Source organism: Gracilibacillus thailandensis, from assembly GCF_010994055.1.
Taxonomy (GTDB): Bacteria; Bacillota; Bacilli; order Bacillales; family Amphibacillaceae; genus Gracilibacillus; species Gracilibacillus lacisalsi.
The window spans coordinates 20,810-44,355 of record NZ_WJID01000034.1 but is presented as its reverse complement, the minus strand read 5'-3'; the positions used below and the strand labels follow the sequence as shown (position 1 = coordinate 44,355).

Annotated in this window: 21 protein-coding genes; 14 read left to right on the top strand and 7 right to left on the bottom strand. The window is 38.1% G+C overall.

Features of this window, described 5'->3' with window-relative positions:
- Positions 1-84 precede the first annotated feature (84 nt).
- The 3 genes from GH715_RS11375 (at position 85) to GH715_RS11365 (ending at position 3,683) form a co-directional block, all read left to right on the top strand.
- Positions 85-1,419 carry an ABC transporter substrate-binding protein gene (locus GH715_RS11375; RefSeq protein WP_153835555.1) on the top strand — a complete coding sequence of 445 codons (1,335 nt, stop codon included), beginning with the start codon at positions 85-87 and terminating at the stop codon, positions 1,417-1,419.
- Positions 1,420-1,532: 113 nt separating this feature from the next.
- Positions 1,533-2,846 carry a carbohydrate ABC transporter permease gene (locus GH715_RS11370; protein WP_240469381.1) on the top strand — a complete coding sequence of 438 codons (1,314 nt, stop codon included), beginning with the start codon at positions 1,533-1,535 and terminating at the stop codon, positions 2,844-2,846.
- Between the two features lie 15 nt (positions 2,847-2,861).
- Positions 2,862-3,683, top strand: coding sequence for a carbohydrate ABC transporter permease (locus GH715_RS11365; RefSeq protein WP_153835556.1), 822 nt, complete (start codon positions 2,862-2,864; stop codon positions 3,681-3,683).
- A gap of 17 nt (positions 3,684-3,700) precedes the next feature.
- Here GH715_RS11365 and GH715_RS11360 read toward each other — a convergent pair whose 3' ends face one another.
- Positions 3,701-5,143 (bottom strand): amidase, encoded by a 1,443-nt coding sequence (locus tag GH715_RS11360; RefSeq protein ID WP_153835557.1) that lies wholly within the window; start codon positions 5,141-5,143, stop codon positions 3,701-3,703.
- Between the two features lie 112 nt (positions 5,144-5,255).
- Here GH715_RS11360 and GH715_RS11355 point away from each other — a divergent pair, with 112 nt between their 5' ends.
- From GH715_RS11355 to GH715_RS11340, 4 genes are all read left to right on the top strand, one after another.
- Positions 5,256-5,687, top strand: a complete 432-nt coding sequence (locus tag GH715_RS11355; protein WP_163578613.1) for a VOC family protein — start codon at positions 5,256-5,258, stop codon at positions 5,685-5,687.
- Positions 5,687-6,469, top strand: a complete 783-nt coding sequence (locus tag GH715_RS11350; protein WP_153835558.1) for a DNA alkylation repair protein — start codon at positions 5,687-5,689, stop codon at positions 6,467-6,469. Before GH715_RS11355 ends, GH715_RS11350 begins: the two co-directional genes overlap by 1 nt.
- 13 nt (positions 6,470-6,482) lie before the next feature.
- Positions 6,483-7,067, top strand: coding sequence for a TetR/AcrR family transcriptional regulator (locus GH715_RS11345; RefSeq protein ID WP_153835559.1), 585 nt, complete (start codon positions 6,483-6,485; stop codon positions 7,065-7,067).
- An 83-nt stretch (positions 7,068-7,150) separates the two neighbouring features.
- On the top strand, positions 7,151-7,699 hold the full coding sequence (locus tag GH715_RS11340; RefSeq protein ID WP_153835560.1) for a DUF7010 family protein: 549 nt from the start codon (positions 7,151-7,153) through the stop codon (positions 7,697-7,699).
- A gap of 43 nt (positions 7,700-7,742) precedes the next feature.
- Here GH715_RS11340 and GH715_RS11335 read toward each other — a convergent pair whose 3' ends face one another.
- From GH715_RS11335 to GH715_RS11320, 4 genes are all read right to left on the bottom strand, one after another.
- On the bottom strand, positions 7,743-10,940 hold the full coding sequence (locus GH715_RS11335; RefSeq protein WP_153835561.1) for a DEAD/DEAH box helicase: 3,198 nt from the start codon (positions 10,938-10,940) through the stop codon (positions 7,743-7,745).
- A 247-nt stretch (positions 10,941-11,187) separates the two neighbouring features.
- Positions 11,188-11,598, bottom strand: coding sequence for a VOC family protein (locus GH715_RS11330; RefSeq protein WP_153835562.1), 411 nt, complete (start codon positions 11,596-11,598; stop codon positions 11,188-11,190).
- Positions 11,599-11,640: 42 nt separating this feature from the next.
- The gene (gene opuFB / locus GH715_RS11325) at positions 11,641-13,152 is read right to left on the bottom strand and encodes an osmoprotectant update ABC transporter permease/substrate-binding subunit OpuFB (RefSeq protein ID WP_153835563.1); all 1,512 of its coding nucleotides are present in this window, start codon (positions 13,150-13,152) and stop codon (positions 11,641-11,643) included.
- Positions 13,145-14,098 carry an ABC transporter ATP-binding protein gene (locus GH715_RS11320; RefSeq protein ID WP_153835564.1) on the bottom strand — a complete coding sequence of 318 codons (954 nt, stop codon included), beginning with the start codon at positions 14,096-14,098 and terminating at the stop codon, positions 13,145-13,147. The genes opuFB and GH715_RS11320 overlap by 8 nt, the downstream gene beginning before the upstream one ends.
- 486 nt (positions 14,099-14,584) lie before the next feature.
- Here GH715_RS11320 and GH715_RS11315 point away from each other — a divergent pair, with 486 nt between their 5' ends.
- The 5 genes from GH715_RS11315 (at position 14,585) to GH715_RS11295 (ending at position 19,324) form a co-directional block, all read left to right on the top strand.
- Positions 14,585-15,064 (top strand): DinB family protein, encoded by a 480-nt coding sequence (locus tag GH715_RS11315; RefSeq protein WP_153835565.1) that lies wholly within the window; start codon positions 14,585-14,587, stop codon positions 15,062-15,064.
- A gap of 157 nt (positions 15,065-15,221) precedes the next feature.
- Entirely contained in the window at positions 15,222-16,415 is a 1,194-nt protein-coding gene (locus GH715_RS11310) for an MFS transporter (protein ID WP_163578612.1), read from the top strand.
- Between the two features lie 118 nt (positions 16,416-16,533).
- Entirely contained in the window at positions 16,534-17,079 is a 546-nt protein-coding gene (locus tag GH715_RS11305; RefSeq protein ID WP_476729759.1) for an NfeD family membrane protein, read from the top strand.
- Between the two features lie 14 nt (positions 17,080-17,093).
- The gene (locus GH715_RS11300; protein ID WP_153835568.1) at positions 17,094-18,545 is read left to right on the top strand and encodes a flotillin family protein; all 1,452 of its coding nucleotides are present in this window, start codon (positions 17,094-17,096) and stop codon (positions 18,543-18,545) included.
- A 329-nt stretch (positions 18,546-18,874) separates the two neighbouring features.
- The gene (locus tag GH715_RS11295; protein ID WP_153835569.1) at positions 18,875-19,324 is read left to right on the top strand and encodes a DUF1801 domain-containing protein; all 450 of its coding nucleotides are present in this window, start codon (positions 18,875-18,877) and stop codon (positions 19,322-19,324) included.
- A 2-nt stretch (positions 19,325-19,326) separates the two neighbouring features.
- Here the strand turns inward: GH715_RS11295 and GH715_RS11290 are convergent, their stop codons facing one another.
- Positions 19,327-20,277 (bottom strand): sodium:calcium antiporter, encoded by a 951-nt coding sequence (locus GH715_RS11290; protein ID WP_018932211.1) that lies wholly within the window; start codon positions 20,275-20,277, stop codon positions 19,327-19,329.
- 144 nt (positions 20,278-20,421) lie between these two features.
- Between GH715_RS11290 and GH715_RS11285 the strand changes: the two genes are divergently transcribed.
- Positions 20,422-20,916 carry a metal-dependent hydrolase gene (locus tag GH715_RS11285; RefSeq protein WP_153835570.1) on the top strand — a complete coding sequence of 165 codons (495 nt, stop codon included), beginning with the start codon at positions 20,422-20,424 and terminating at the stop codon, positions 20,914-20,916.
- Here the strand turns inward: GH715_RS11285 and GH715_RS11280 are convergent.
- Positions 20,888-21,607 carry a MurR/RpiR family transcriptional regulator gene (locus tag GH715_RS11280; RefSeq protein WP_153835571.1) on the bottom strand — a complete coding sequence of 240 codons (720 nt, stop codon included), beginning with the start codon at positions 21,605-21,607 and terminating at the stop codon, positions 20,888-20,890. The two genes, GH715_RS11285 and GH715_RS11280, sit on opposite strands and share 29 nt — an antisense overlap.
- Before the next feature lie 191 nt (positions 21,608-21,798).
- Here GH715_RS11280 and GH715_RS11275 point away from each other — a divergent pair, with 191 nt between their 5' ends.
- Positions 21,799-23,241: a glycoside hydrolase family 1 protein gene (locus tag GH715_RS11275; RefSeq protein ID WP_153835572.1), complete on the top strand. Its 1,443-nt coding sequence runs from the start codon at positions 21,799-21,801 to the stop codon at positions 23,239-23,241.
- Positions 23,242-23,546: the final 305 nt, after the last annotated feature.

Here is a 23,546-nt window from a genome sequence, read left to right as displayed (position 1 = left end):
TGTATATACAGTTCATATAAAATCAAAAATGTAATCGATTTCAATTATAAATGAAATCGAAATTCTACATTAGGGGGTTCTGTTATGGAACAGGTGAAGAGGTTTTTTTTAGTTGGTATTATCTTAGTATTGGCTATATTTGTTACAGCATGTAATGGTGACAATACATCTGAAACAAATAATACAGAAGGTACATCTGATGAAGAAACAAACAGTGAAGAAAATGAAAGCGCTTCAGAAGATGAGGAAGTTACAATCGTTTATGCGCGTGGTGTAGATACGACAGGAGCGATTGACTTAGTAATTGAAGCTTTCGAAGAGAAACATCCCCATATTAACGTAGAACTTAGAGAAATGCCGGCAGATACAGGGCAATCACATGATCAATATGTAACCATGTTCAGTTCACAAAGTGCTGAAGTGGATGTATTTGACGCAGATGTTATCTGGCCTGCAGAATTTGCACAAGCAAACTATGCATTAGAATTAGATCGTTTCATTGAAAGAGATAGTATTGATATGGATGCCTATTTCCCAGGTACTGTTCAAGCAGCAAACTTTAATGGCAAGCAATGGGCAATGCCAAAATTCACAGATGCTGGTATGCTTTACTATCGTACTGATATTGTAGAGGAAGCACCCGAAACTTGGGATGAATTGATAGAGCAAGCGAGTGAGTTACAGGGAGAAGAAGATACAGAATTTGGCTACTTAATGCAAGCAGCACAATATGAAGGGTTAGTATGTAACTATATTGAATTTATTGCATCCTATGGTGGCCAAGTTATTGATGATGATAATAATGTAGTTGTAAACAGTCCTGAAACGGTCAAAGGGCTAGAAAAATTAGCGGAAGTTGTTAATTCAGATTTTGTTCCTGACAATATTTTAAACTTTATGGAAACAGAAACAGAGAACGCTTGGATTGCTGGGGATGCGGTATTTGCTCGTAACTGGCCATATTTACAAGCATCATCCAATGACGAGGATCGTTCCTCTATTGTTGGTAATGTTGATATTGCACCTCTTCCAGCAGGTGACGAAGGTCATGCAGCCACTTTAGGAGGCTGGATGGGGATGATTAACCGTTATTCAGAACATCCAGAAGAAGCTTGGGAATTCTTAAAGTTTATGACTGGTGAAGAAGGACAGAAAATTATTGCTGTCCATGGAGGGCGCGCACCAACTTTGGAAGCGCTTTATGATGATCCGGAAGTACAAGAAGCTGGCCCGTTATTTGCAAATCCTGAATTTGTGAATGTTTTACAATCTGCGGTGCCACGTCCTGTTTCACCAATTTACCCAGAAATTTCTGATATCATGCAAATTGAAATATCCAAAGTATTAACTGGAGATCAATCAGCAGAGGAAGCTGCAGAAAATATGCAATCCAAAATGGAGGAAGCAATGGGAGACTAACTTGTATCAATTGGAACTAAAAAAAGCAAGATGGGCATGTGTAACTCATCTTGCTTTTTCTTTCAAGTACATCTTTCGAAAGGTGTATTTGATAGAAGGGGAGGGAAGGTAAAGTGAAAAAATTTCAACTTAACGAAAAGCAGCTAGGTTATGCGATGATTTTACCATCGTTACTACTTGTTATCGTTGTCACTTTATGGCCAGTTGCACAGTCCTTTTATAACAGTCTATTTGATTACCGCTTAAATGACCCAACAAGGTCACAAAAAATGTTAAACGCTAATATTGATTTAGAACGGTATGTTGACAATTACTTTTATATCGAGGGTCAGCTTAGTGATCTAGAAGGTAATGCTGAAGGAGATCAGTTAGAAGTAGTTCAACAAGCAAGGGAAACAATTGAAGGTTATCATCAGGAATTAACAAGTGATGGAGAAATTAATACAAAGATTGAACAGATAGATGAAATGTTGATGAACTTTGAGCCTATATCAGACGCTGAACTCAAATATACCGAGGTAGACAATGATTTTGCTTCAGATTATCGGAGTGCTCTGGAGAATATAGCAGCGGAGTTCCAATCAATAGCGGAAGCTACTGACAATGAACAGTTAGCACAAAGCTTCGAACAAACTGGGTCATTGCTTGCAGGGACAAGTGACAACATTTTAGAATCGAATTTTATTGGTTTTGCAAATTATATTAAATATTTCCAAGACCAACGTATGTGGCAATCTTTATGGAACACGTTTTATTTTACCGTTGTCTCTGTTGGATTTGAACTTGTCTTAGGTTTAGCAATTGCCTTACTGATTAACCGTGCTTTTAAGGGAAGGGGAATCGTGCGGGCTTCCGTATTAATCCCTTGGGCAATACCGACAGCGGTTGCCGCCATGATGTGGGGTTTCTTATATGATGGTCAAACAGGAATTGTTGCCCACTATTTTGAGAAATTAAACATGATACCGAGTGCTTCATGGCTATTAAGCACTTCTGATGGTGGCATGTTTGCCATTATATTTGCGGATGTTTGGAAGACAACCCCATATATGGCGTTATTATTACTTGCTGGGTTGCAAACGATTCCAAATTCCTTGTATGAAGCTAGTAATGTCGATGGTGCAAATAAATGGCAACAATTCTTTAAAATTACACTGCCCTTACTAAAATCAGCAATTTTAGTTGCTCTGTTGTTTAGAACATTAGATGCGTTTCGAGTTTTTGACTTAATTTATGTGTTAACTGGTGGTGGACCTGCGAATGCTACAGAATCGATATCTGTTTATGCATATATCACCTTGTTCTCACAACAGAATTTTGGAGCGGGTTCCGTGCTATCCGTTATTGTATTCCTATGTGTAGCATTAATTAGCTTTATCTATGTCCGGTTAATTGGTTCCGATTTATTCGCAGGACGTACGAAATAGAAGGGGGTACGAAAGATGAGTAAACGAGCCGGTATTGGATTTTATATATTTTTAGCCATTTTTGTTTTTTTAGTGATGTTTCCATTTATATGGGTGTTTTTAACTTCGATCAAACCTGTAGGTGAAATTTTCACTTCATTCAGTTGGTTTACCAAGAGTCCGACACTATCGTCTTATGAAGCTGCATTGACGAATCGACCGTTATTGCGTTATATGTTAAACAGTTTCGTAGTGTCTAGTTTAACTACTGTATTAGCAGTCGGTTGTGCAGCGTTTGCAGCATATGCTGTTACAAGGTTGCCAATTAAAGGAAAGGGGATATTTTTAGGAGTTGTACTTGCAGCTTCGATGTTTCCGCAGATTGCGATTATATCACCCATTTTTAATTTGGTGACGGATTTAGGATTACGCAACAGCTATATCGGATTAGTTATTCCGTATATTACAATCAGTTTACCGTTATCAATCTGGGTACTTTCGACTTTTTTTCACAAGATTCCGTTCGAATTAGAAGAATCTGCAAAATTAGATGGTGCTAGTCCATTTCAAACATTTCGTAAAATTATCTTCCCTTTAGCAACACCAGGTATTTTTACGACAGCGATCTTAGTTTTTATTGCCGCTTGGAATGAGTATTTATTTGCCTTAACTATTAATAGTGATGATACGTGGAGAACTGTTCCAGTAGGAATATCTATGTATCAAAGTGAATTTTCTATTCCGTGGGGCGATATTTCCGCCGCAACGGTTATCGTAACAGTACCGATCGTTGTCTTAGTACTACTATTCCAAAAGCGGATCGTATCTGGTTTAACTTCTGGATCTGTTAAGGAGTAAAAAAATAGGGGAGGTGGTCACCTCCCTCCTAATATGATATCACTAATTTTTCGATAGTTGTGAAACCATGGTTTTTCTCGTTCAATCTGGGAAGCAAGCTGGAGCAATAACTGATCTTCACCGAGTCTGCCAAAGAAGTGCGTGCCAACGGGTAGTCCATCATTTGTCCAATGGGTTGGGACACTCATTGCCGGTTGTCCTGTTGCATTTGCGATTGGCATAAATGGGTTGTAGTCTAACATGTTATCCATCATTTGTTGAAATCCATCTTTTGCTGGATCTGTATCTTTTCCAAGTTTTGTTGGCAATTGATTCATAGTCGGCGTCATCCATACATCTACGTCTTGGAAAAAAGCTAAGATTTTTTGGGCTTCCTTTTGGATGTATACTCGGGATTCCTCATATTCTAACGCTGATAAGTCTTGGCCATATTTTAAAATGTCATAGGTTAAAGGTTCTAGGTTTTGGTAAGAAGGTTCATGGCCGACCATTAATCCAGTATGCTTAATAATAGTAGACCCACTCCCCATCCAAATTTTAATAAAATGTTTGGCTAGTTCTGGGAAATCGATTACTGGCATTTCCTCGACTACTTCATGCCCCAACTCCTTCATAAGTTGTACGGTGTTCTCCATGTTATTTCTTGTCTCCGAATCAAAATGAATCGTCTCATCTTCTTGATATTGAACAGCAATTTTCAGTTTTCTCGGTGTTTCATGGACGCGTTCTAAAAAGTTGTTCTGTGAAGCAAAGCTTGGATATAGTTGATGATCTCCAGCACCATTTAGAATATCTAATAATGCTGCGCTATCTCTAACAGAACGAGTAAGAGCGTGATTGATAGAAAAATGATTCATATAAGCAGGATAAGGCATTCTTCCGCGACTTGGCTTAAAACCAAACAATCCACAGGCAGAAGCAGGAATTCGAATCGATCCACCACCATCATTAGCATGTGCAAAAGGAATCAATCCAGCTGCAACAGCTGCTGCAGAACCACCGCTTGATCCTCCAGGTGAGCGCTCTAAATCCCACGGGTTTTTGGTTGCTCCAAATAATAGAGGTTCTGTCGTAGGTAGAAAACCCAATTCAGGTGTATTTGTTTTTCCTAGAAAAATAAGTCCAGCATGTTCAAAACGATCAACGATCACATCATTGTCTGGAGCGATAAAATCCTTTAACATTCGCGACCCGCTTGTTTGTCTAATTCCTTTTACCGCATTCAAATCTTTTATTAAAAAAGGAAGTCCTTTAACCTTACCTTTCGTTGTTGTCATTTTTTTTGCTTGCTCCCGTCCTAGCTCAAAACTTTTTGTGACTACCGCATTCAAAGTTGGATTATATGTTTCAATTCGATCGATATAAAAATCAGTTAATTCTAGGACAGATAATTCCTTTTGATCGAGCAACGTCTTTTGCCCTAAGGCATCTAGTTGAAGCAAATCATTAAAAGCTTTCATACATCCATCATTCTCCTTTAATACTTAACACTTATTAACAGTATACCATATCATTTAACATACATGCTGTTTGTATGTTAAAATAAATTCAAAATTAAAAGAGGTGTGAATCGTGAAATCTAGCAGCTTTTATCCGGTATTGATGACTGAAAAGGTAAAGGAAACAGGAGAATTTTATCAAAAATTTTTTGGTTTCTCTGTCGTGTTTGAGGCGGATTGGTACATGAGTTTGAAGCAGGAGGAGACGGGTGCTGAATTGGCAATTCTTCAAGCTAGTCATGAAACAGTCCCATCTTCGTTTGGTAAGTCCGTACAAGGTCTGATCCTTAATTTTGAGGTGGTCGATGTGGATCAAGTGTATCAGAAACTGATCAAAGAACATCGACTTCCTTTACACCTTACATTACGTGATGAGGCATTTGGGCAAAGACATTTTATTACAAGTGATCCAAATGGTGTTTTAATTGATGTGATCACTGTCATTCCACCTGATGAATCGTTTCAAGATCAATATAGAGAAGAAGTATGGAAGGATGAAGTGTAATGGGCAATTATGTCCCTGTAAAATATTACTTTGATCGGGAATTGGCCCTTCGTTTAACGGAATTAATTCACCCGTTTTATCCTGGCTTTGACCAAAATGCCTTTATAGAGTTAGTAACCAAAGAAGTAGCGAATAAAGAATTGAAAGCTAGAGTGGAGGTATTCGCGGATGCGTTGAAACAAAATCTCCCATCAGACTATCCGCAAGCTATAGCTATCTTACTAAAGATTATTGGACCAGAAAATAAAACAGAAAAAGGAATGTTTACCAACGGATATTTCTTAATGCCGGTAGCCTATTTTGTTGAAAAGTATGGGCTGGAGTATTTTGATCATTCCTTCCATGCGATGTATGAAATAACAAAACGACATACAGCTGAATATGCGATCCGTCCATATCTAATAGCAGATACCAATTCTTCTATGACCTATCTACAAGATTGGATAACAGATCCGAACCCACATGTGAGACGATTAGTGAGTGAAGGAACACGTCCAAGACTGCCATGGGCTAAAAAGATACCGCCACTGAAGAATGATCTTGAAAACAATTTATCTTTGCTTGAAAGCTTGCTTCATGATACTTCTCCTTATGTGCAAAAATCAGTAGCCAATCATCTGAATGATTTAACGAAGGAATCTCCGGAACAAGTTTTAGTATGGTTGGATCAGCTGATGAAAGCCAATCATCATGTGAATCGAAAAATAATTAAAAATGGGTTAAGAACTCTGGTAAAATTAGAACATGAGCATGCACTAAAGTTATTGCGAAAAGTAGAGTAAGGAGCGGAACAGCATGAGAAGAACCAAATTAGAAACGGAACAGACGATAGACAACTTGATCAAAATTGCCCGATATCACTTTACAGAGTATGGCTATGCAAAAGCAGCGTTGGAAGAGATAGTTAAAGAAGCGAATTTAACTCGAGGGGCACTATACCACCATTTTCAAAATAAAAAAGGACTTTTTCTTGCTGTTTTTGAAACTGTTCAAAAGGAAGTTGGGGAACATGTAGAAGCAGAAGCGGCAAGCGGTAATGACAGCTGGGAGCAGCTAATCCGTGGTTGTCGAGCTTTTTTGGAAGGGGCAGTGCAATCCCACAATCAACGCATCCTTTTGATAGATGGACCGGCCGTTTTAGGCTGGGATATGTTTCGGAAAATGGACGAAAAATACTCGATGAGTTCTTTGAAAGAACAATTACAGTTGATGCAGGAACAAGGATTACTAAAGCCGGTTTCGATTGAGGCGATGACACATTGCTTATCAGGAGCAATGAATGAAGCGGTGTTATGGATAGCTAATCGACTGGATCAAAAAGAGGTAATAGAAGAAGCAATGGTTGTTCTGAAGCATTTGCTGGAAGGATTAAGGGAGTGAGACTTCTTTACGTGTTAGAATAATGATAATCAACGAGATTTTTATACACCACGTTTAAGTCTAAAATGGTGGAGGTTAGTAAATTGAATATACTTGAATTGAAGCAAGATGCTTCTGTTAAAGGGAAAAATGGGATTGCTTTTATTATTGCGGCAACGATTATCTGGTCTGCTATAACGATTGTTTACTTGTTAGCGCTACCGCTGGAGACGAAGAATGTGATCTTATTATTTCTGCCTGCCTGTCTTTTTCCGCTTGCACTTGCTGTTTCTGCTTTGATCAAAGCGGATTGGAAGTTAGCTGATAATCCATTAGGGATGCTTGGATTGTTTTTGAACCTTGCGCAACTTGTCTATTTTCCGATGATTATCTGGGCATTTATCCAAAGTCCTGAACAAATGGTAGTCTTTTTTGCAATTATAACAGGTGCACACTTTTTCCCTTATGGCTGGTTGTATGATGCGAAGCCTTATTATATCTTTGCTCCTATTATTTCGATTTCAATTATGGTAGCAGGCTGGACGATACAAGTAAATCATTTATGGATCATATCGCTTATGATGGTCATTTTTCTTAGTATTCTAGCTCTCTTATTATATGGGGACTATCAACAAAAGGTGAAAAGTAACTAGAATGGAGAGGGACAAACACTATGTCCCCTCAACCCTATTCTCGCTACAATGACAATATTTCACGAATATCTTCTTCCGTTAATGTGGAAGATGCTTTTTCCTTCGAATCAATGATCTCTTCTATAAGGGATCTTTTTTGTTCTTGCAAATCATTCATTTTCTCTTCGATTGTGCCACGGGCAACAAGCTTGATGACCTGTACGGCACTCGTTTGACCGATACGATGGGCACGGTCAGCCGCTTGTTCTTCCACAGCAGGGTTCCACCAAGTGTCATATAAAATGACCGTATCAGCACCAGTCAGATTAAGACCTGTTCCGCCTGCTTTCATTGAAATGAGAAACAAATCGCATTCACCAGCATTGAACTGATTACATCGTTCAACACGTTCTTCTGACGGAGTTTGTCCATCCAAATACAAAAAGGACTTTCCCTGAATGGCTAGATCTCTACCTATCAATTCAAGCATTTTCGTGAACTGTGAGAAAATCAATACTCTTCTCCTAGCAAGCCTGGATTCCTCTAGAATCTGTTTTAGCTGTTCAAATTTAGCAGAACTCCCTTTGTACCCATCTACAAACAAGGCAGGATGACAACAGATTTGTCGTAACCGTGTCAGGCCAGCAAGGATTTTGATCCGATTTTTCCGTAATGTGTCCTTGTCTAGATGCTTTAAGGTATCGTGACGAAGCTTTGCCAAATAAGTGGCATAAAGCTTCTTTTGATCTGGTAGCAGTTCAACAGATTCCCTTGATTCGATTTTTTCTGGCAGCTCGGAGAGGACATCTTCTTTTACCCTGCGAAGTAAAAAGGGTCTGCTCCTCCGAGCAATCTGTGTTCTCGTGAGATTACTATACTCCTTCAATCCTTGAAATAGTTCTGGAAAGACGACATGAAAGATCGACCATAGTTCCTCTTGATTATTCTCTACCGGTGTACCAGTTAGGGCGAAGCGATTATCAGCCTGTATCTTCTTTACTGCCTGTGCTGTTTGTGTAACGGGGTTTTTAAAGGCTTGTGCCTCATCAAAGAAGACAGTGTGAAAGGCTTGTTTCTTATACCAGTCAATGTCCATTCGTAACAACTGGTAGGAAGTAATGACAACGTCCATTTCCAATGCACTTGTCTGTCTATTGGCCCGCTTCGTTCTATTTCCATCAACAATAGCCACTTGAATGTCTGGTGCGAATTTCCTGATCTCACTTTGCCAGTTATACACTAAGGAAGATGGGCAAACAATCAGAGTAGGCAGTTTTTTCTTACGGATTGTAGGAAGCTCAGACAAAATAAATGCGATACTTTGTAATGTTTTACCAAGTCCCATATCATCTGCAAGAATTCCGCCAAATCCGTGATTAGCAAGCGTCTTTAGCCATTTGTAGCCGTATGTCTGATAATCTCGTAATATTGGCTCTAAACTATTTGGCAATGTAATTGACTGATTATCAGGATTTTCGATATTGTGCAGGAACTGCCGAAACGATTGTTCAAATATGAATACTTGATCATCAGCGGAGTCTAGTAGCTGTATTCCCTTAATGACTGGTACATGTAGTCCACTTACCAAGTCGTCTTTATCCTGAATTGGAGCAGCACTTCTTAAAAAACGTTGAAGCTCTTCAAACTCTTTTGTTTCCAATGACAATAAGGATCCGTCCCGCAAACGATAGTACTTTTGCTTTTCCTCCAAAGCCGATAATATGTCGCGTATCTCTTGGTCAGGGATGCCATCCATTTCAAATTTGAATTCCAACCAGTTGGTTCGTTCCTTTTGGATCTTTACTTTAATCTTTGGTCGCGGATTCTCTTTGAATATCCTGTTTCGCACAGCAGTTGTAGCAAATACTTGTGCTATTTTTTGTACCTTCGGGAGCATATGGTATAAAAAGTCATATTCTAGAGCTTCGTTATGCAAGAAGTATCCACTATCTGTCTTTGCGAACTGACTGTCATCCATCATTTGCAGTATGGCATTTTCCTTTTCCTCATCTCTTATCAAAATCGATGCTGTTTCGATTTGTTCATCATCCAATGGATTGATCAAAATATTCCCATAATGAAATTCCACCCCAGCAAGAAGTCTGTTTCTCACTCGGTCCAAGTATAATTTTGTAATTAATGGATTCTGCTTCAGTTGATTGGTGACAGCACCATGTAAATGGACTTGACCTAATCTTTTCAATATAGGTAGTCCTTTTTCTATGAAAAATTCTGTTTGTTTTGGCGGAATCCGGATTTGATTGGTTTTAGAAGTATCTAGTATCTGAATCAGTTCAGAAAGGTAGTGAAATTCCTTCTCTTTTATCTGTATGAAATGGTCATCAAACAGTAGCGCTTGATAAGCATCTAACATAACGAGCTTATCTCGTCCTTTAACGGTGAGCAGAGAATCGTGATTGTCAGTTTTAGTAATGGAAATCGATAATGGCAAGGTGATATGATCAGAAAAGTAGAGTTTGTCTACCCTTTTCTCCCCATTTGCTAACTTTACAACTGGTGCTTTAGTGAGTAAGGGCACAAGTCGTTGCCAGGGAGATGGTGGAATAACTAATAGCTGATCTATGTTATATTCAAATTTATCTATTAACCGATCATAACCATATGCTGTTTCGTCATTCATCACTTGAATCAGTTGTTGGATAATGTCGTCTGTATCAGTTGAAAAACAATGCAATTCTGGATTGTAAGTGAATGAACTAGTTAGCTGATAGTTACCGTGTTCTTTCACCTGCTTCAGAAAGGCGCGGATATTGGTAACTTTAGTAGTACCAACTTCAATTTCAATTCCAAACAGGAATTGTCCCTGATTATTGGTAATAAGTTTGCATGTGAAAGCTAATGGAAGTACTTGCCGGCTTTCAAATCGTGGCTGTTGGGCACTAGGACGGACTCGGCGATTTTCTAATAGAGTCATTAGTCCTTCTGAAATTTCTGAACTAGACGAAGAGCGTGATTCTCTTGGTGAATGTTCAGATATCGCCAGTAAAACAGCCGCTACATGCTGACAGTCATTTTTGACAGAAGCTAATGTAGGACAGCTACATCTTGTATTTATACGACCACTTTCATCCTGTTCAACTGTGACATGAAAATCTTCTTTTCCGGCTACGATTGCCTCGCAACGATGAGCAGTGAAAATCTTAAGATATACTTTATTCGAACGATAAAAGGAAAGTCCTTTTTTGAAGGAAATTTTACCACTAGCCTCTTCAATTTTTTTGTGACTCCATTTTATATTCATAAGATGCGTTCTCGCCTTCTATCAAGACACATGTCATGTCCATTTAGTATTTGTTCAATATTTTAATCACGGTGCTAACCGTCTGTAAAACCCCCAATTCAAGCTTCAAGTCTAAGTGGGGGATAACAGACGCTAACACCCGCTATTAATCAGCAGGGATCCAAACCCCGACTGATCTCACTTTATCATTATTCTAGTAACGAACGGAATATAAATGTTGGGACTAGGCACTATGTAATATCCTTGTTTAAGGATAATCACAATATTCGATAATAGTTCCTTCTGTATCAGCAGGGTTTAAGTAAATTAATCGTCTGCCGTGTTTGTTGACTCGTCTAGTGTGCTCCATCACGCGAATGTCCTCTTTTTTTAGATCCTCAATTGCTATATCTAAGTTATCCACGCGATAAGCGATATGGTGAACCCCTTTTCCTTTCTGCTTAATGAAACGAGCAATAGGAGAGGTTGTATTATTGGTGGGCATCAATAATTCTGTACGAGCACCGTCGATATCGATGATCGCAATTTCACTCTCGACACCAGCGGCTTCACTACGATAGCGATCAACCAATTCTCCACCTAAGACATGTATATAAAAATTGATACTGCCTTCCAGATCTCTAACTGCAATCCCAATGTGATCTAATACTTTTTTCATAACAATCACCTTTCACAACTATTTCCACCAATTGTAACATGATTATAACCCTTCTTCTTCTAAGTAGGATTGTGCTACTTCATATGCACTCTTTCCTTCGACGGCTACTTGGTAGTTCATTTCACGCATTTGATCATCGGTAATTTTTCCTGCGAGTTGGTTAAGTATTTCCTCTAGTTTAGGATAACGATCCAGTGTTTCTTGTCTTAGTAGTGGTGCCCCTTGATAAGGTGGAAAAAGCCCTTTATCATCCTCCAACACTTGTAATTGGTACCTCCTTAATTCACTGTCCGTAGAATAAGCATCAATTAGATTGACATCACCTTCTTCGATAGCTGCATATCGAAGTTGAGGTTCCATCGTGGTAACGTTCGGGAAGTTTATTCCATAGAGTTCCTGAATTCCTAAATAGCCATCTTCTCGATCAGAGAACTCGAGCGTAAACCCTGCCTGCACCTCGTTTTCTATTCCTTGCAAATCAGAAATAGTCTCTAAATGATGTTTTTCGGCAAATTCCTCTGGTACTGCTAATGTGTATGTATTGTTATATTGCATAGGCTGTAAGAATTTCAGGTCATACTTTTCTAATAATCCATCATGTGCTTGATGATATACCTCTTCGGCATCATTACTTGAGGCTGTCTCATTTAAAAATTGCGATAATGCTGTTCCCGTAAATTCCGGATAAATATCAATGCTTCCTGATTGCAATGCGTCAAACAAAAAGGAAGTCTTGCCTAGTCCGGGTTCTAATTCCACCTGCAGATCTGTTTCTTCTTCAATTAATATTTTGTATATATTAATTAATATTTCCGGCTCAGCCCCTAGCTTTCCACCAATGACAATGGTATCTTGATTATTTTTCATTACATTCGGCACGATGATAAATAGTAAAGAGATGATGATAATTAGAATGATCGTCACGATGGATTGTTTGAAAGAAAATTTCTCCATCTTCCTTAATAAAAAGTCAAAAACAATGGCTAAAAGTGCAGCGGGTATTGCACCTAAGATAATAAGTGATGTGTTATTGCGATCGATTCCTAGCAAGATGATATCTCCTAAACCACCGGCTCCTATTAAAGCAGCAAGTGTCGCTGTACCGACGATTAAGACCATGGCTGTTCTGATCCCGGCCATAATGACTGGCATTGCAAGAGGGAGTTCTACTTTCATCAGTCTTTTTGATGGATTCATTCCCATTGCTGTTGCAGCTTCGATTAAGGAACTATCTACTTCTTTAATCCCTGTATACGTGTTGCGCAAGATTGGTAATAACGCATAAATAATTAATGCGATGATTGCTGGTACTTTGCCGATACCGAATAAAGGGATGAAAAGGCCTAATAAAGCTAAGGAAGGTATGGTTTGTAAAACGGCGGTAGTTCCAATGATAGCTTCTGCAATTTTTTCCTTTTTGGTCAAGTAGATACCGATAGGAATTGAAATGAATACAGCGAACAATAAGGCAATGAACGATATTTGGATATGTTCCAACAATGCTTGCCATAATTGGCCTTGTCTACCTTGGAACATGTCATAGAAATCAGACATATTCTCCCCGCCCTTCTTTTAAAGAGGAGGATAAGTATTGTACCAATGTTTGTCGATTTACTTGTCCAACAGTTTTCCCCTTTGATGTAACGTAAATGGTTTCTTCCTTGGATAACATATCTAAAACTTCTTCAAGGGAAGCGGAGGCGTCAATTGTCATAGACGGTTTTCCATCACTTGCAGGTTGCATCATATCGTTTAAATGAAAAGTGGCACCAATGCTGTTAGTAGAACCTATAAAGTCACGGACAAAATCATTAACAGGATTAGTCAGAATTTCTTTTGGACTACCGAGCTGCACGATTTTCCCTTCTTTCATGATGCAGATTCTGTCTGCAAGCTTAAGCGCTTCTTGGATATCATGGGTAACAAATACAATCGTTTTATTAATTTTTTGTTGTAAATCGATGATATCTTCTTGCAATTTTTCTCTGCTGATTGGATCTAATGCACTAAATGGTTCATCCATTAGGATAATATCTGGGTCTGCTGCTAAGGCGCGAATAACTCCCACTCGCTGTTGCTCGCCACCTGAAAGTTCATGTGGCTGACGGTCGCGATATGTATCAGGGTCAAGGCCGACCATTTGTAATAATTCATTTGTACGTTTTTTAACGTCATCCCTGTCCCATTTTTTCATTTCTGGAACAATCGCAATATTTTCTTCGATCGTCATGTGTGGAAAAAGCGCAATTTGCTGCAAAACATAACCAATATTCCACCGTAGTTCATCGATGTTGTAATCACTGATTCTTTTATTATCAATTAAAATGGTTCCAGTGGAAAGTGGAATAAGACGATTCATCATTTTAAGCGTAGTGGTTTTTCCACAACCGCTCGGTCCAATCAGCACAAAAAATTCCCCTTTTTCAATAGAGAAGCTCATGTTGTCTACAGCAGTCGTACCATCAGTAAATTGCTTGGTAACATTTTTAAATGTGATCATACGAATAAAACCCCTTCATTAAGCTTTGTAATAATAGTATTTTGCTCTTTATTTGGATAGATGCGAAACTAATATGCTTTCTTGACTAACATTGATTCACCGAACCCTCATAACAGAAACATTTGTTCTCCATTATATCATAATCATCATTTTGGGGTGAAATATTTCAAAAATGGCAATGGTCCGATAATGAAGGTGGCACATGCCGTTCCCTGTTCGAAGGCGATAAAATAAAAGCTGCTATTAATGAAAAGTATGCGAAACTCTAATAGGAAGAGAACAACATTAGCCAGTGTGTAATGTTGATGTGGATATTTCGGCATATATCCTATAGAATGGGGTTGAATATAATTCTTATTTTTCTATATATTGTAAGGTGACTGGCTTTTTGGTAGATTGCTATGCTTCCTGGATACTTTGCACGGTTGTTACGGTGAAGGGCAAAACCGTTACATCATAAAAAACGTAAGAAAGGTGATGAATTGGATGGATGAGCTTTTGAAACAGTTGCAATTTGCAAGACAAAGTACCATTGATTATGTTAAACAGTTGGAAGAAAGACGGTTAGAGATCATGCCTAAAGGATTTAATAATCATATTAAATGGAACTTGGGTCATCTCTATGTTGCTTTTGAAAACATTGTTTTTCGATTGATTGGCGAAAATGCGAAGTTTCCGATAAATTTCCCAGAATTATTTAGCCCTGGTACTTCACCAAAACAATGGACAATGGAAGCACCGGAAACAACAGAGTTAATTACTTTATTGGAGGGTCAGTTGGAAAGGCTTGCTTCATTGCAAGCAAAAAGTTTAGATGAGGCTATTCCGGAAGTGTATACCACTTCAACAGGTGCAAAATTTTTAACGGTTGGAGATTGTGTAAGCTTTATCATTTATCATGAGGGTATGCATTTTGGAATCATTAAAAGCATGAATCAAGTTTTACAAGAAGGCGAATCGAACTAGTTAAATAATAGAGTTCGCGTGATATCTCCACGTGAACTCTTTGTTCTAAGTAAAGAAAGGCTTCGATTCAACAAGGGAGGGTGAAGATTTGTTGAATAAACCAAAATAATCGACAACACCAACTAGGATGAACAAATCTGTTACTTTGGGGGATACTATGAAGCGGTTACTATGGATTGCTTGCTTTACCTATTTGTTAATAGGACTAACACATATTATTATAGGTTCTTTGCTAACGGAAATTTTGGACTATTATAACCGGAATTATACAGATGGTGGTATTTTAATAGCCTGTCAATCAGTTGGTTTTCTGGCAGGGGTTATTTGCTCGTCTTATATATCAAAATTTTTAGGCCGAAGACGTGCTGTCATATTCGCGATTCTATCGATTGGACTGGCACAAATGGCATTCGTATCACTAATACCATGGACATGGTGGTTGATCATCGCTGTATTTTGTGGGTTAGGATTTGGGATTATCGAGCCATTGGTAGGATCGCTTATTATTGATGCGATTAAAGATAAACCAGCAGTGGCGTTTAGTAGATTAGAAGTTTTCTTTGGGATAGGCTCATTGATTATGCCGATTATATCCGGTTGGTTAGCGTCGACAGAGTTATGGCGTTATTCCTTTTTAGTGTTGGGTTTGTATGCGCTTATTATTTGTGTGATATGGATGAAGGTTTCCTTTGGGTCACTGGATGATAAGTTGATGACAAAATCAATCGAGCAAGAAGAAGATAGGCAGACAGAATCAACGACATTTTTAGGAGGGAAATATCTCCTGTTTATTGGATTTATTCTGTTTTTCCTTATTTATGTCGGAACAGAAGTCAGTATTATGAACTTTCTACCCTCTATTCTTATAAGTAAATTAAACACAGAAACTTTTGCGGCAACGCTAGCCGTCACAATCTTTTGGGGAGCGATGGTTGCAGGCCGATTGGTAGCTGGTTACTTAGCAGAAAAAATGAACTATGCCCGGTATTTAATGGTTTGCTGTTTAGGAACAGTCGTGTTTGTTGCGAGTCTAGGCTTTATTTCCAGCTTGTGGCTAGGCTATGTCTTCATTGTCTTGATCGGGTTAATGATGGCTGGGATATTTGGCATTGCTCTTGTATATGCTAACCAAATGCTTCAGGGAAGTACCGAACGAAATACTAGTATATTGATAGCAGCTGGGGGAGTTGGAGGCATTGTTTTTCCACTGGTAACAGGTAGTATTATGGATCAATTTCCAACAATGATCGTTTCGTTAGTACTTGCAGGGTTATCTCTTTTTATGTTTGCTTTTATTACGTTTACTAAAGGTCAACGATCTGAACAAGCTAGTGAACAGCTTGAAGTTTAAAATCAATAAGAAGTTATATCTGATAAAAAGTAATAAAGCTACATAACTATTTTGTTATTTACTTTTGTGCGAAAAATTGGGAACTTTTTTCCTTTTGATTCGTATATATTAATAAGAAATATCATCAGGAGGTGTACATATTGGAGTACTAGATATTTATTGGTGGATACTATGGGGGAGTTTGGCAGTTGCGATTTTTTCTTTGTTATTAGGCAATGTTTTGGATGGAATCTTAGATAGTGTATTCGATAGTTTAGGAGACTTTTTCAATCCATTACTAGTCTTTGGTACTTTATCTGTTATTGGAGGAGCAGGTGTTTTACTTACGAAATATTCTTCTTTAAACGATATTTATGTCTTACTTATTAGTATATTAATAGGAATAGGAGCATATTTACTTATTTACTATTTCCTTGTGATTCCAATGTCGAATGCTGAGTCCTCTACTTCTATATCCATTCATGATCTAGAAGGAAAAGTTGGTGAGGTAATTACTACTATTCCTGCTCAAGGTATGGGAGAAGTATTCATTTCCTCTACAAGCGGCAGTCGTAATGAAACGGCCAAAAGCTTTGACCAAACGATTATTAAGCAAGGACAACAAGTTGTTGTTGTAAAGGTTGAAGATCAGATTTTATATGTTTCAGAACTAGATGAACTTTAATTAGGAGGCTAAGAATGGACTTTTTGATTGTTATAGGTGTCGTCGTAGCGGTTATCCTAGCATTTGCGATTCTATTTGCAGCTCGCTATAAAACAGTAGGCGCAGATGATGCTATGATCGTAACAGGTAGTTTTTTAGGGAGCAAGAACGTACACAGAACAGATGATGGAGGAGGCATTAAGATCGTCCGTGGTGGCGGTGCCTTTATCCTGCCGGTTTTCCAGCAGAAAGAAAACATTAGCTTACGTTCTCATAGTTTAGATATCTCTACACCGAATGTTTACACCGAGAATGGTGTACCAGTAATGGCGGATGGAACTGCGATTATTAAAGTGCAAAGTACCACAGAAGGAATTGCAACAGCAGGGGAGCAATTCCTAGGGAAAGATGATTCAGAACTTCGAAAAGAAGCGCAAGAAGTATTGGAAGGTCATTTGCGAGCGATTTTAGGAACGATGACTGTAGAGGAAATCTACAAAAACCGAGAACGTTTTGCACAAGAGGTACAAACGCAAGCAGCTGTTGATTTAAAGAAAATGGGGCTGCAAATTGTCTCGTTCACCATTAAAGATGTGCAAGACGAAAATGGTTATTTGGAAGCACTAGGTAAACCACGTATTGCGGAAGTAAAAAGAGACGCCCAAATTGCTGAAGCAAATGCCATGAGAGATGCTCGTATTCAAAAAGCTTCAGCAGAACGCGAAAGTCAAAGTGCAGAGCTATTAAGCGAAACGCAAATTGCCGAATCAACAAAAGAGAAAGAACTCAAAGTAGCAGCTTATAAGCGTGATCAAGACACGGCTAAAGCAGAAGCGGATATGGCTTATAAATTACAAGGAGCAAAATCAGAACAACAAGTTAAACAAGAAGAAATGCAAATCCAATTGGTTGAGAAAAATAAACAAATTGAAATTGACGAAAAAGAAGTACTTCGTAAGCAACGTCAATATGAAGCGGAAATCTCCAAAAAGGCAGAGGCAGAGCGTTATGCGGCTGAACAAAAAGCAGAAGCAGACAAAGTTGCTCGCGTAAAAAATGCCGAAGCAGAAGCTGAACAAATACGCTTGGACGGGGAAGCCGAAGCAGATGCTATCCGTCAAAAAGGTTTAGCAGAGGCAGAAGCGAAAGAAAAAATTGCCGAAGCAATGGAGAAATATGGCGAGGCAGCGATCCTCGAAATGATTATCAACATGCTTCCTGAATTTGCTGGTAAAATTGCTGAACCTGTTCGTTCTATTGACAAGGTAACAGTTGTTGATAATGGAAAAGGCGATGGCGACGGTGCAACGCGAATGAGTAATTATGTAACTAAATTAATGAGCCAATTACCAGAAACATTAAAAGATGTATCTGGTGTTGACTTAAAAGGGATGTTAGATAATGTCGCATCCACTAACGAATCCAAAATCAAGGATAGTTTAGCTAAAGCCAAAACAGAAAGTCCAGAAGTAACGAACGGAGAATAAACAAAAAGGGTAGGTTTAAGCCTATCCTTTTATTTATGGAAAGAAAGTATATAACCATCGATATCACAACTTTTACAGATGGAGTTGCCATTTTGAAAGCTAGCTAGTGTAAGTCAACCCGCTACGGCTGACCGTTTCGCTTTCCAAGGGGCATGCTCTTCAGCTAACTTTTGCAGGAGTATATACTCCTGCAAAAGTGGATCTTCAGATCATGCTAATCCCTTAGGAGTCGAAACGGTCGGCCTTCGCTATGTTTTTTCTACAACGAATAATAGAAGAAGCATATTGGGTCTGTGCTATAATAGAAAGAAAAATGAGGAGGCGTATTGATGTCGGAAACTATCATTCAAACATATTTAGAAGATAAAGAAGAAAAATGGCACGAACCGTTTACTAGACTTTATCATGTGATTGATGAGAATATTCCAGATGGTTTTGCACTTGAAATGCAATATGGCATGCCTTCATTCGTTGTTCCATTGGCAACATTTCCTAAAGGATACCATGTCCAGGAAGGTACACCACTCCCTTTTATAAGTATTGCAGCACAAAAGAAACATCTGGCTGTCTATCATATGGGCATCTATGCTGATGAGGAATTGCTTGACTGGTTTCACAAGGAATATCCTAATCACATGTCTACTAAATTAAATATGGGTAAAAGCTGTATTCAATTTACAAATCCTAAAAAAGTTCCTTTCGAGTTGCTTGGTGAACTATCCACCAAAATAACAGTGGATGAATGGATCGAGATGTATAAAAGTAGGACAGAGGGATAGCATTAAAACATGATGTAGGTAGCGATAAAATATAGAACAATGGTTGTTAATGATGGTAATGCATAGATGATTACATTTTTGACTATTGGTCTTTGTAATGCATAGATAGTTAAGAAGATCATCATCAGTCCAAGTAAAGCTGTCATTACATTTGATAGGCTTGTCATATTTAAAATCGCACCTTTTTGATGGAAGATGTCTGTAATCACCAGTAGTTGCAGATTATATAGGTTACTACCTAAAATCGCACCAATTGCAAGAGAGTATTTGGCCATCTGAAATGCTGCAAGTACAGTGACTAATTCAGGTAAAGAGGTTGCCGCAGCAATTAAGAAACTTCCGACAAAACTGGAGTTCATTCCTGTTTGATCAGCAATTTCGTCGCCGGAAATAGTTAGAGTACTACCAGCAAGAAAGACGGTAATCGCAGCTAAGATAAAACGAATGACTCCTTGTTTTAATGTTAAATCAGATGTTACTTCAATATCTTCTTCCTCATGATCGAGTTTCTTCACAACAAATAAATAAAGAATAATCAGTAGATACATCTCGAAACCAATATGAAAAAAGCTGGGAGAGTTGTCCCAAAGAATGGCAATGACTAATAAGGCGGTCATTACAAATCCGGCTTTTGCAACCGGGAGATGTGTGCTTTGTTCTACTCTATTAAATACTCTTTTTTTTCGGTAAATAAGATCAAATACCATTAAAATCAAAATGTTAAACACATTACTACCTAACATATTTCCAACGGCAATATCGGGATTGTCAATATAGACTGCAGTTAAACTAGTTGTTAATTCAGGCAAACTTGTTGCTCCACCAATTAGAAAGGTTCCTATCATAGCCCCACTTAATGTTGATTTTTGATTAATGACGTCTCCATATTTATTTAATTGAATGGCAGCGAAAATTACTATGATAGCTGCCAGAAAAAATACAATGAATGTCATGACTATCCTCCCTAAAATGATTAAACTACTAAAGATTTTAAACGAATAGCGAACATATATTCTTGATAGAACAGAATCGATATGGTATGATAAATGCCTTCATTACATAATTTTATCCGCAACACGAAAAGGAGATATAATATTATGACAGGAAAAACACATATTATGGGTGGGATCGCAGCAACTACTGTGATGGCCACTTTTACAGATTATGATCCTGCATGGTTTATATTTGCAGGAGCTATAGGGGGATTAATACCAGACATATGTCATGGAGGAAGTAAAATTGGCCGAAAATTTCCACTCCTGTCTAAATTGATTAATACGTTATTTGGTCATCGTACTTTTACGCATAGTCTATTATTTTTACTGTTAGTTGGATTTGTATTATCACTAATAACTAGTAATAGATCATTCATTATAGGTGTCATTATTGGAATGATCAGCCACTTCCTATTAGATTCTATGACAAAGCAAGGAATAAAATTACTTTATCCAGTAAACATTACTGTAAGATTTCCATTCACAACAAAAACCGGTGGTACAGTAGAAACTCTTGTGTTATTAGGGCTGACTTTGCTGACTATTTACTTTGGAAAAGACATTGTCCTTATGGCTTCTTCATTCTTCGTGCCATAGATTCCAAAATATAAACAACAGGCACTTGTGTGGTGACATTGGAATCTTGGAACCATTCTTCTGTAACATAATACGCAAGGTTTACATCTGATATCTTTGCTATTGTAGATAATTTATGATTCGTTATGCTAATAATCTGACTGCCTTCCTGTTTGAGCTGATTAACTTGAGTTACGGTAAAAGGGTTTTCTCCCGACACCGAGAGTACAATGGTTACACTGTTATAGCGAAATTTAGCATGAATCGGATAATGAGGATCTTTGATATAGACTGAAAATTTCCCCATGCTAGAAAAATATCTAGCTCCATATTCTGCTAGAATACCGGAGCTGCCGATCCCGGTGAAAATCACACTGTCAGCATTTGTTATTAATTTGGCAGCTCTATCCATCTGTTCCTCTAGATCGCCGGTTAGTGTCCGTTCGAAGAATTCTGTAATGGAATGCTGAGGACTTTTGATAACTGTCCGCTTATTTTCTTCTAAGTGCATTTTTAGTTTTACCTTAAACTCAGAAAAGCCATCACAATGTATTTTACGACAGAAGCGTAAAATCGTTGCTGTTGATACATGTGTTTCATCCGCTAATTCACGAATTCTCATATAAGCTACTTTTTCACTGTTTTTGGATATATAGTTATACAACGTTAATTCCAATTCATTAAAGGAAGCAATTATTTCATGGGTAAACATGGAGGTAGAATCCCTTCTTCCTAAATAGTCTTTCTCTTATTTTAGCATAATCATAGAAAGTGTTACAGGTTGTTACATTAGTGAAACATGTCACGAAAGTTGTTATATACAACAGAAAGATGGAATCATATTTACCTTGCTTATAATCCAAACTATAATGCAAATAGAATTGAATAACAGGAGGTTACGTCATGCCAACAAAAACGTATCAATTCCCAGAAAATTTTCTGTGGGGTGGAGCTACTGCAGCTAACCAAATTGAAGGTGGCTTTCATGAAGGAAATAAAGGCTTAAATATAGCAGATGTTTTACCAGGTGGAAAAGGCCGGCTAAATATTTTAAAAGAACCTGGTTTTAACTTTGAAGTAAATACGGAAAAATATACGTATCCGAATCATGAGGCTATTGACTTTTACCATCGTTACAAGGAAGATATTGCGCTGTTTGCAGAAATGGGCTTTAAAGTATTTCGAATGTCAATCGCTTGGACAAGAATTTTTCCTAACGGTGATGAGACAGTACCGAACGAGGAAGGACTAGCCTTTTATGATCGGGTGTTAGATGAACTGCATAAACACAATATTGAACCGGTCGTGACTATATCTCATTATGAAATGCCGGTTAATTTAGTCAAGAATTATGGTGGTTGGAGAAGTCGAGAAGTGGTGACTTTCTTTGAGCGTTATGCCAAAACGATTTTGGAGCGTTATCAAAACAAAGTGAAATACTGGATGACATTTAACGAGATTAACAGTGGGCTCATCATGCCAATTATGGGGCTCGGTTTCTCGATCCAAAAGGAAGAGGACAAATATACGCCAACATTCCAAGCATTTCACCACCAGTTTGTTGCAAGCAGTTTAGCGGTAAAAGCTTGTCATGAGATAATTCCAGATGCCCAAATTGGTTGTATGATTTTATATGCGCCAGTTTATCCATATGATGCTAATCCGGAAAATGTTATGCATGCGCTAGAGGAAGAGCGTCTGTTTAACTATTATTGTGCAGATGTGCAAGTCCGTGGTGAATATCCTGCGTTCATGACTCGTTACTTCAAAGAACATAATATCGAGTTAGATATCAAAGAAGGCGATTTAGAACTAATGAAAGAACATACAGTTGATTATATTGGTTTTAGTTACTATATGTCCCGTACAGAGAAAATGCAAAAAGCGGGTGAAGAACAAGCGGATGGTAATATTATGTCTGGTGTAAGAAATCCTTTCTTGAAAGCAAGTGACTGGGGTTGGGAGATTGATCCAACTGGTTTGAGAATCGCTTTAAATCAATTATATGACCGTTATCGTGTACCACTTTTTGTCGTCGAAAACGGACTTGGTGCAAAAGACGTAGTAGAAGAAGACGGCTCTATCCATGATGATTACCGCATTGAATATTTGCGTGATCACATTGTCGCTATGGGAGAAGCAATAGAGGATGGTGTTGATTTAATGGGCTATACCGCTTGGGGTTGCATTGATTTAGTGAGTGCATCTACAGGCGAAATGTCTAAGCGCTATGGTTTTATTTACGTTGATAAAGAGGACGGTGGTAGCGGAACACTTGAGCGTAGCAAAAAGAAATCATTTTTCTGGTATCAAAATGTGATTAATACTAATGGGAAAGAGTTATGAAAGAATATAGCTTGTTAAGAAGAAGAGACTAGCACCTCTTCTTCTTTTTGGTTAGCTCGCAAAGTATAAAGTGCATGCATTTATCGGTTTCAAGCAACTAGCCGAATTCATAAATCGTTATTACCGGCAATACCTCTCATTCTATTGGATGGATTTCCCGGTAATGATATTTTTACTGGGAAAACTTATCATTTATGTAGATAGGTTTCCCGGTTAATCTACCTTCACAGGGAAATCTTAAAGTTTCATCTAGCAGTTTTCCCGGTTATATACGCATGAATTACATTTTTCGCCACTAATAGACA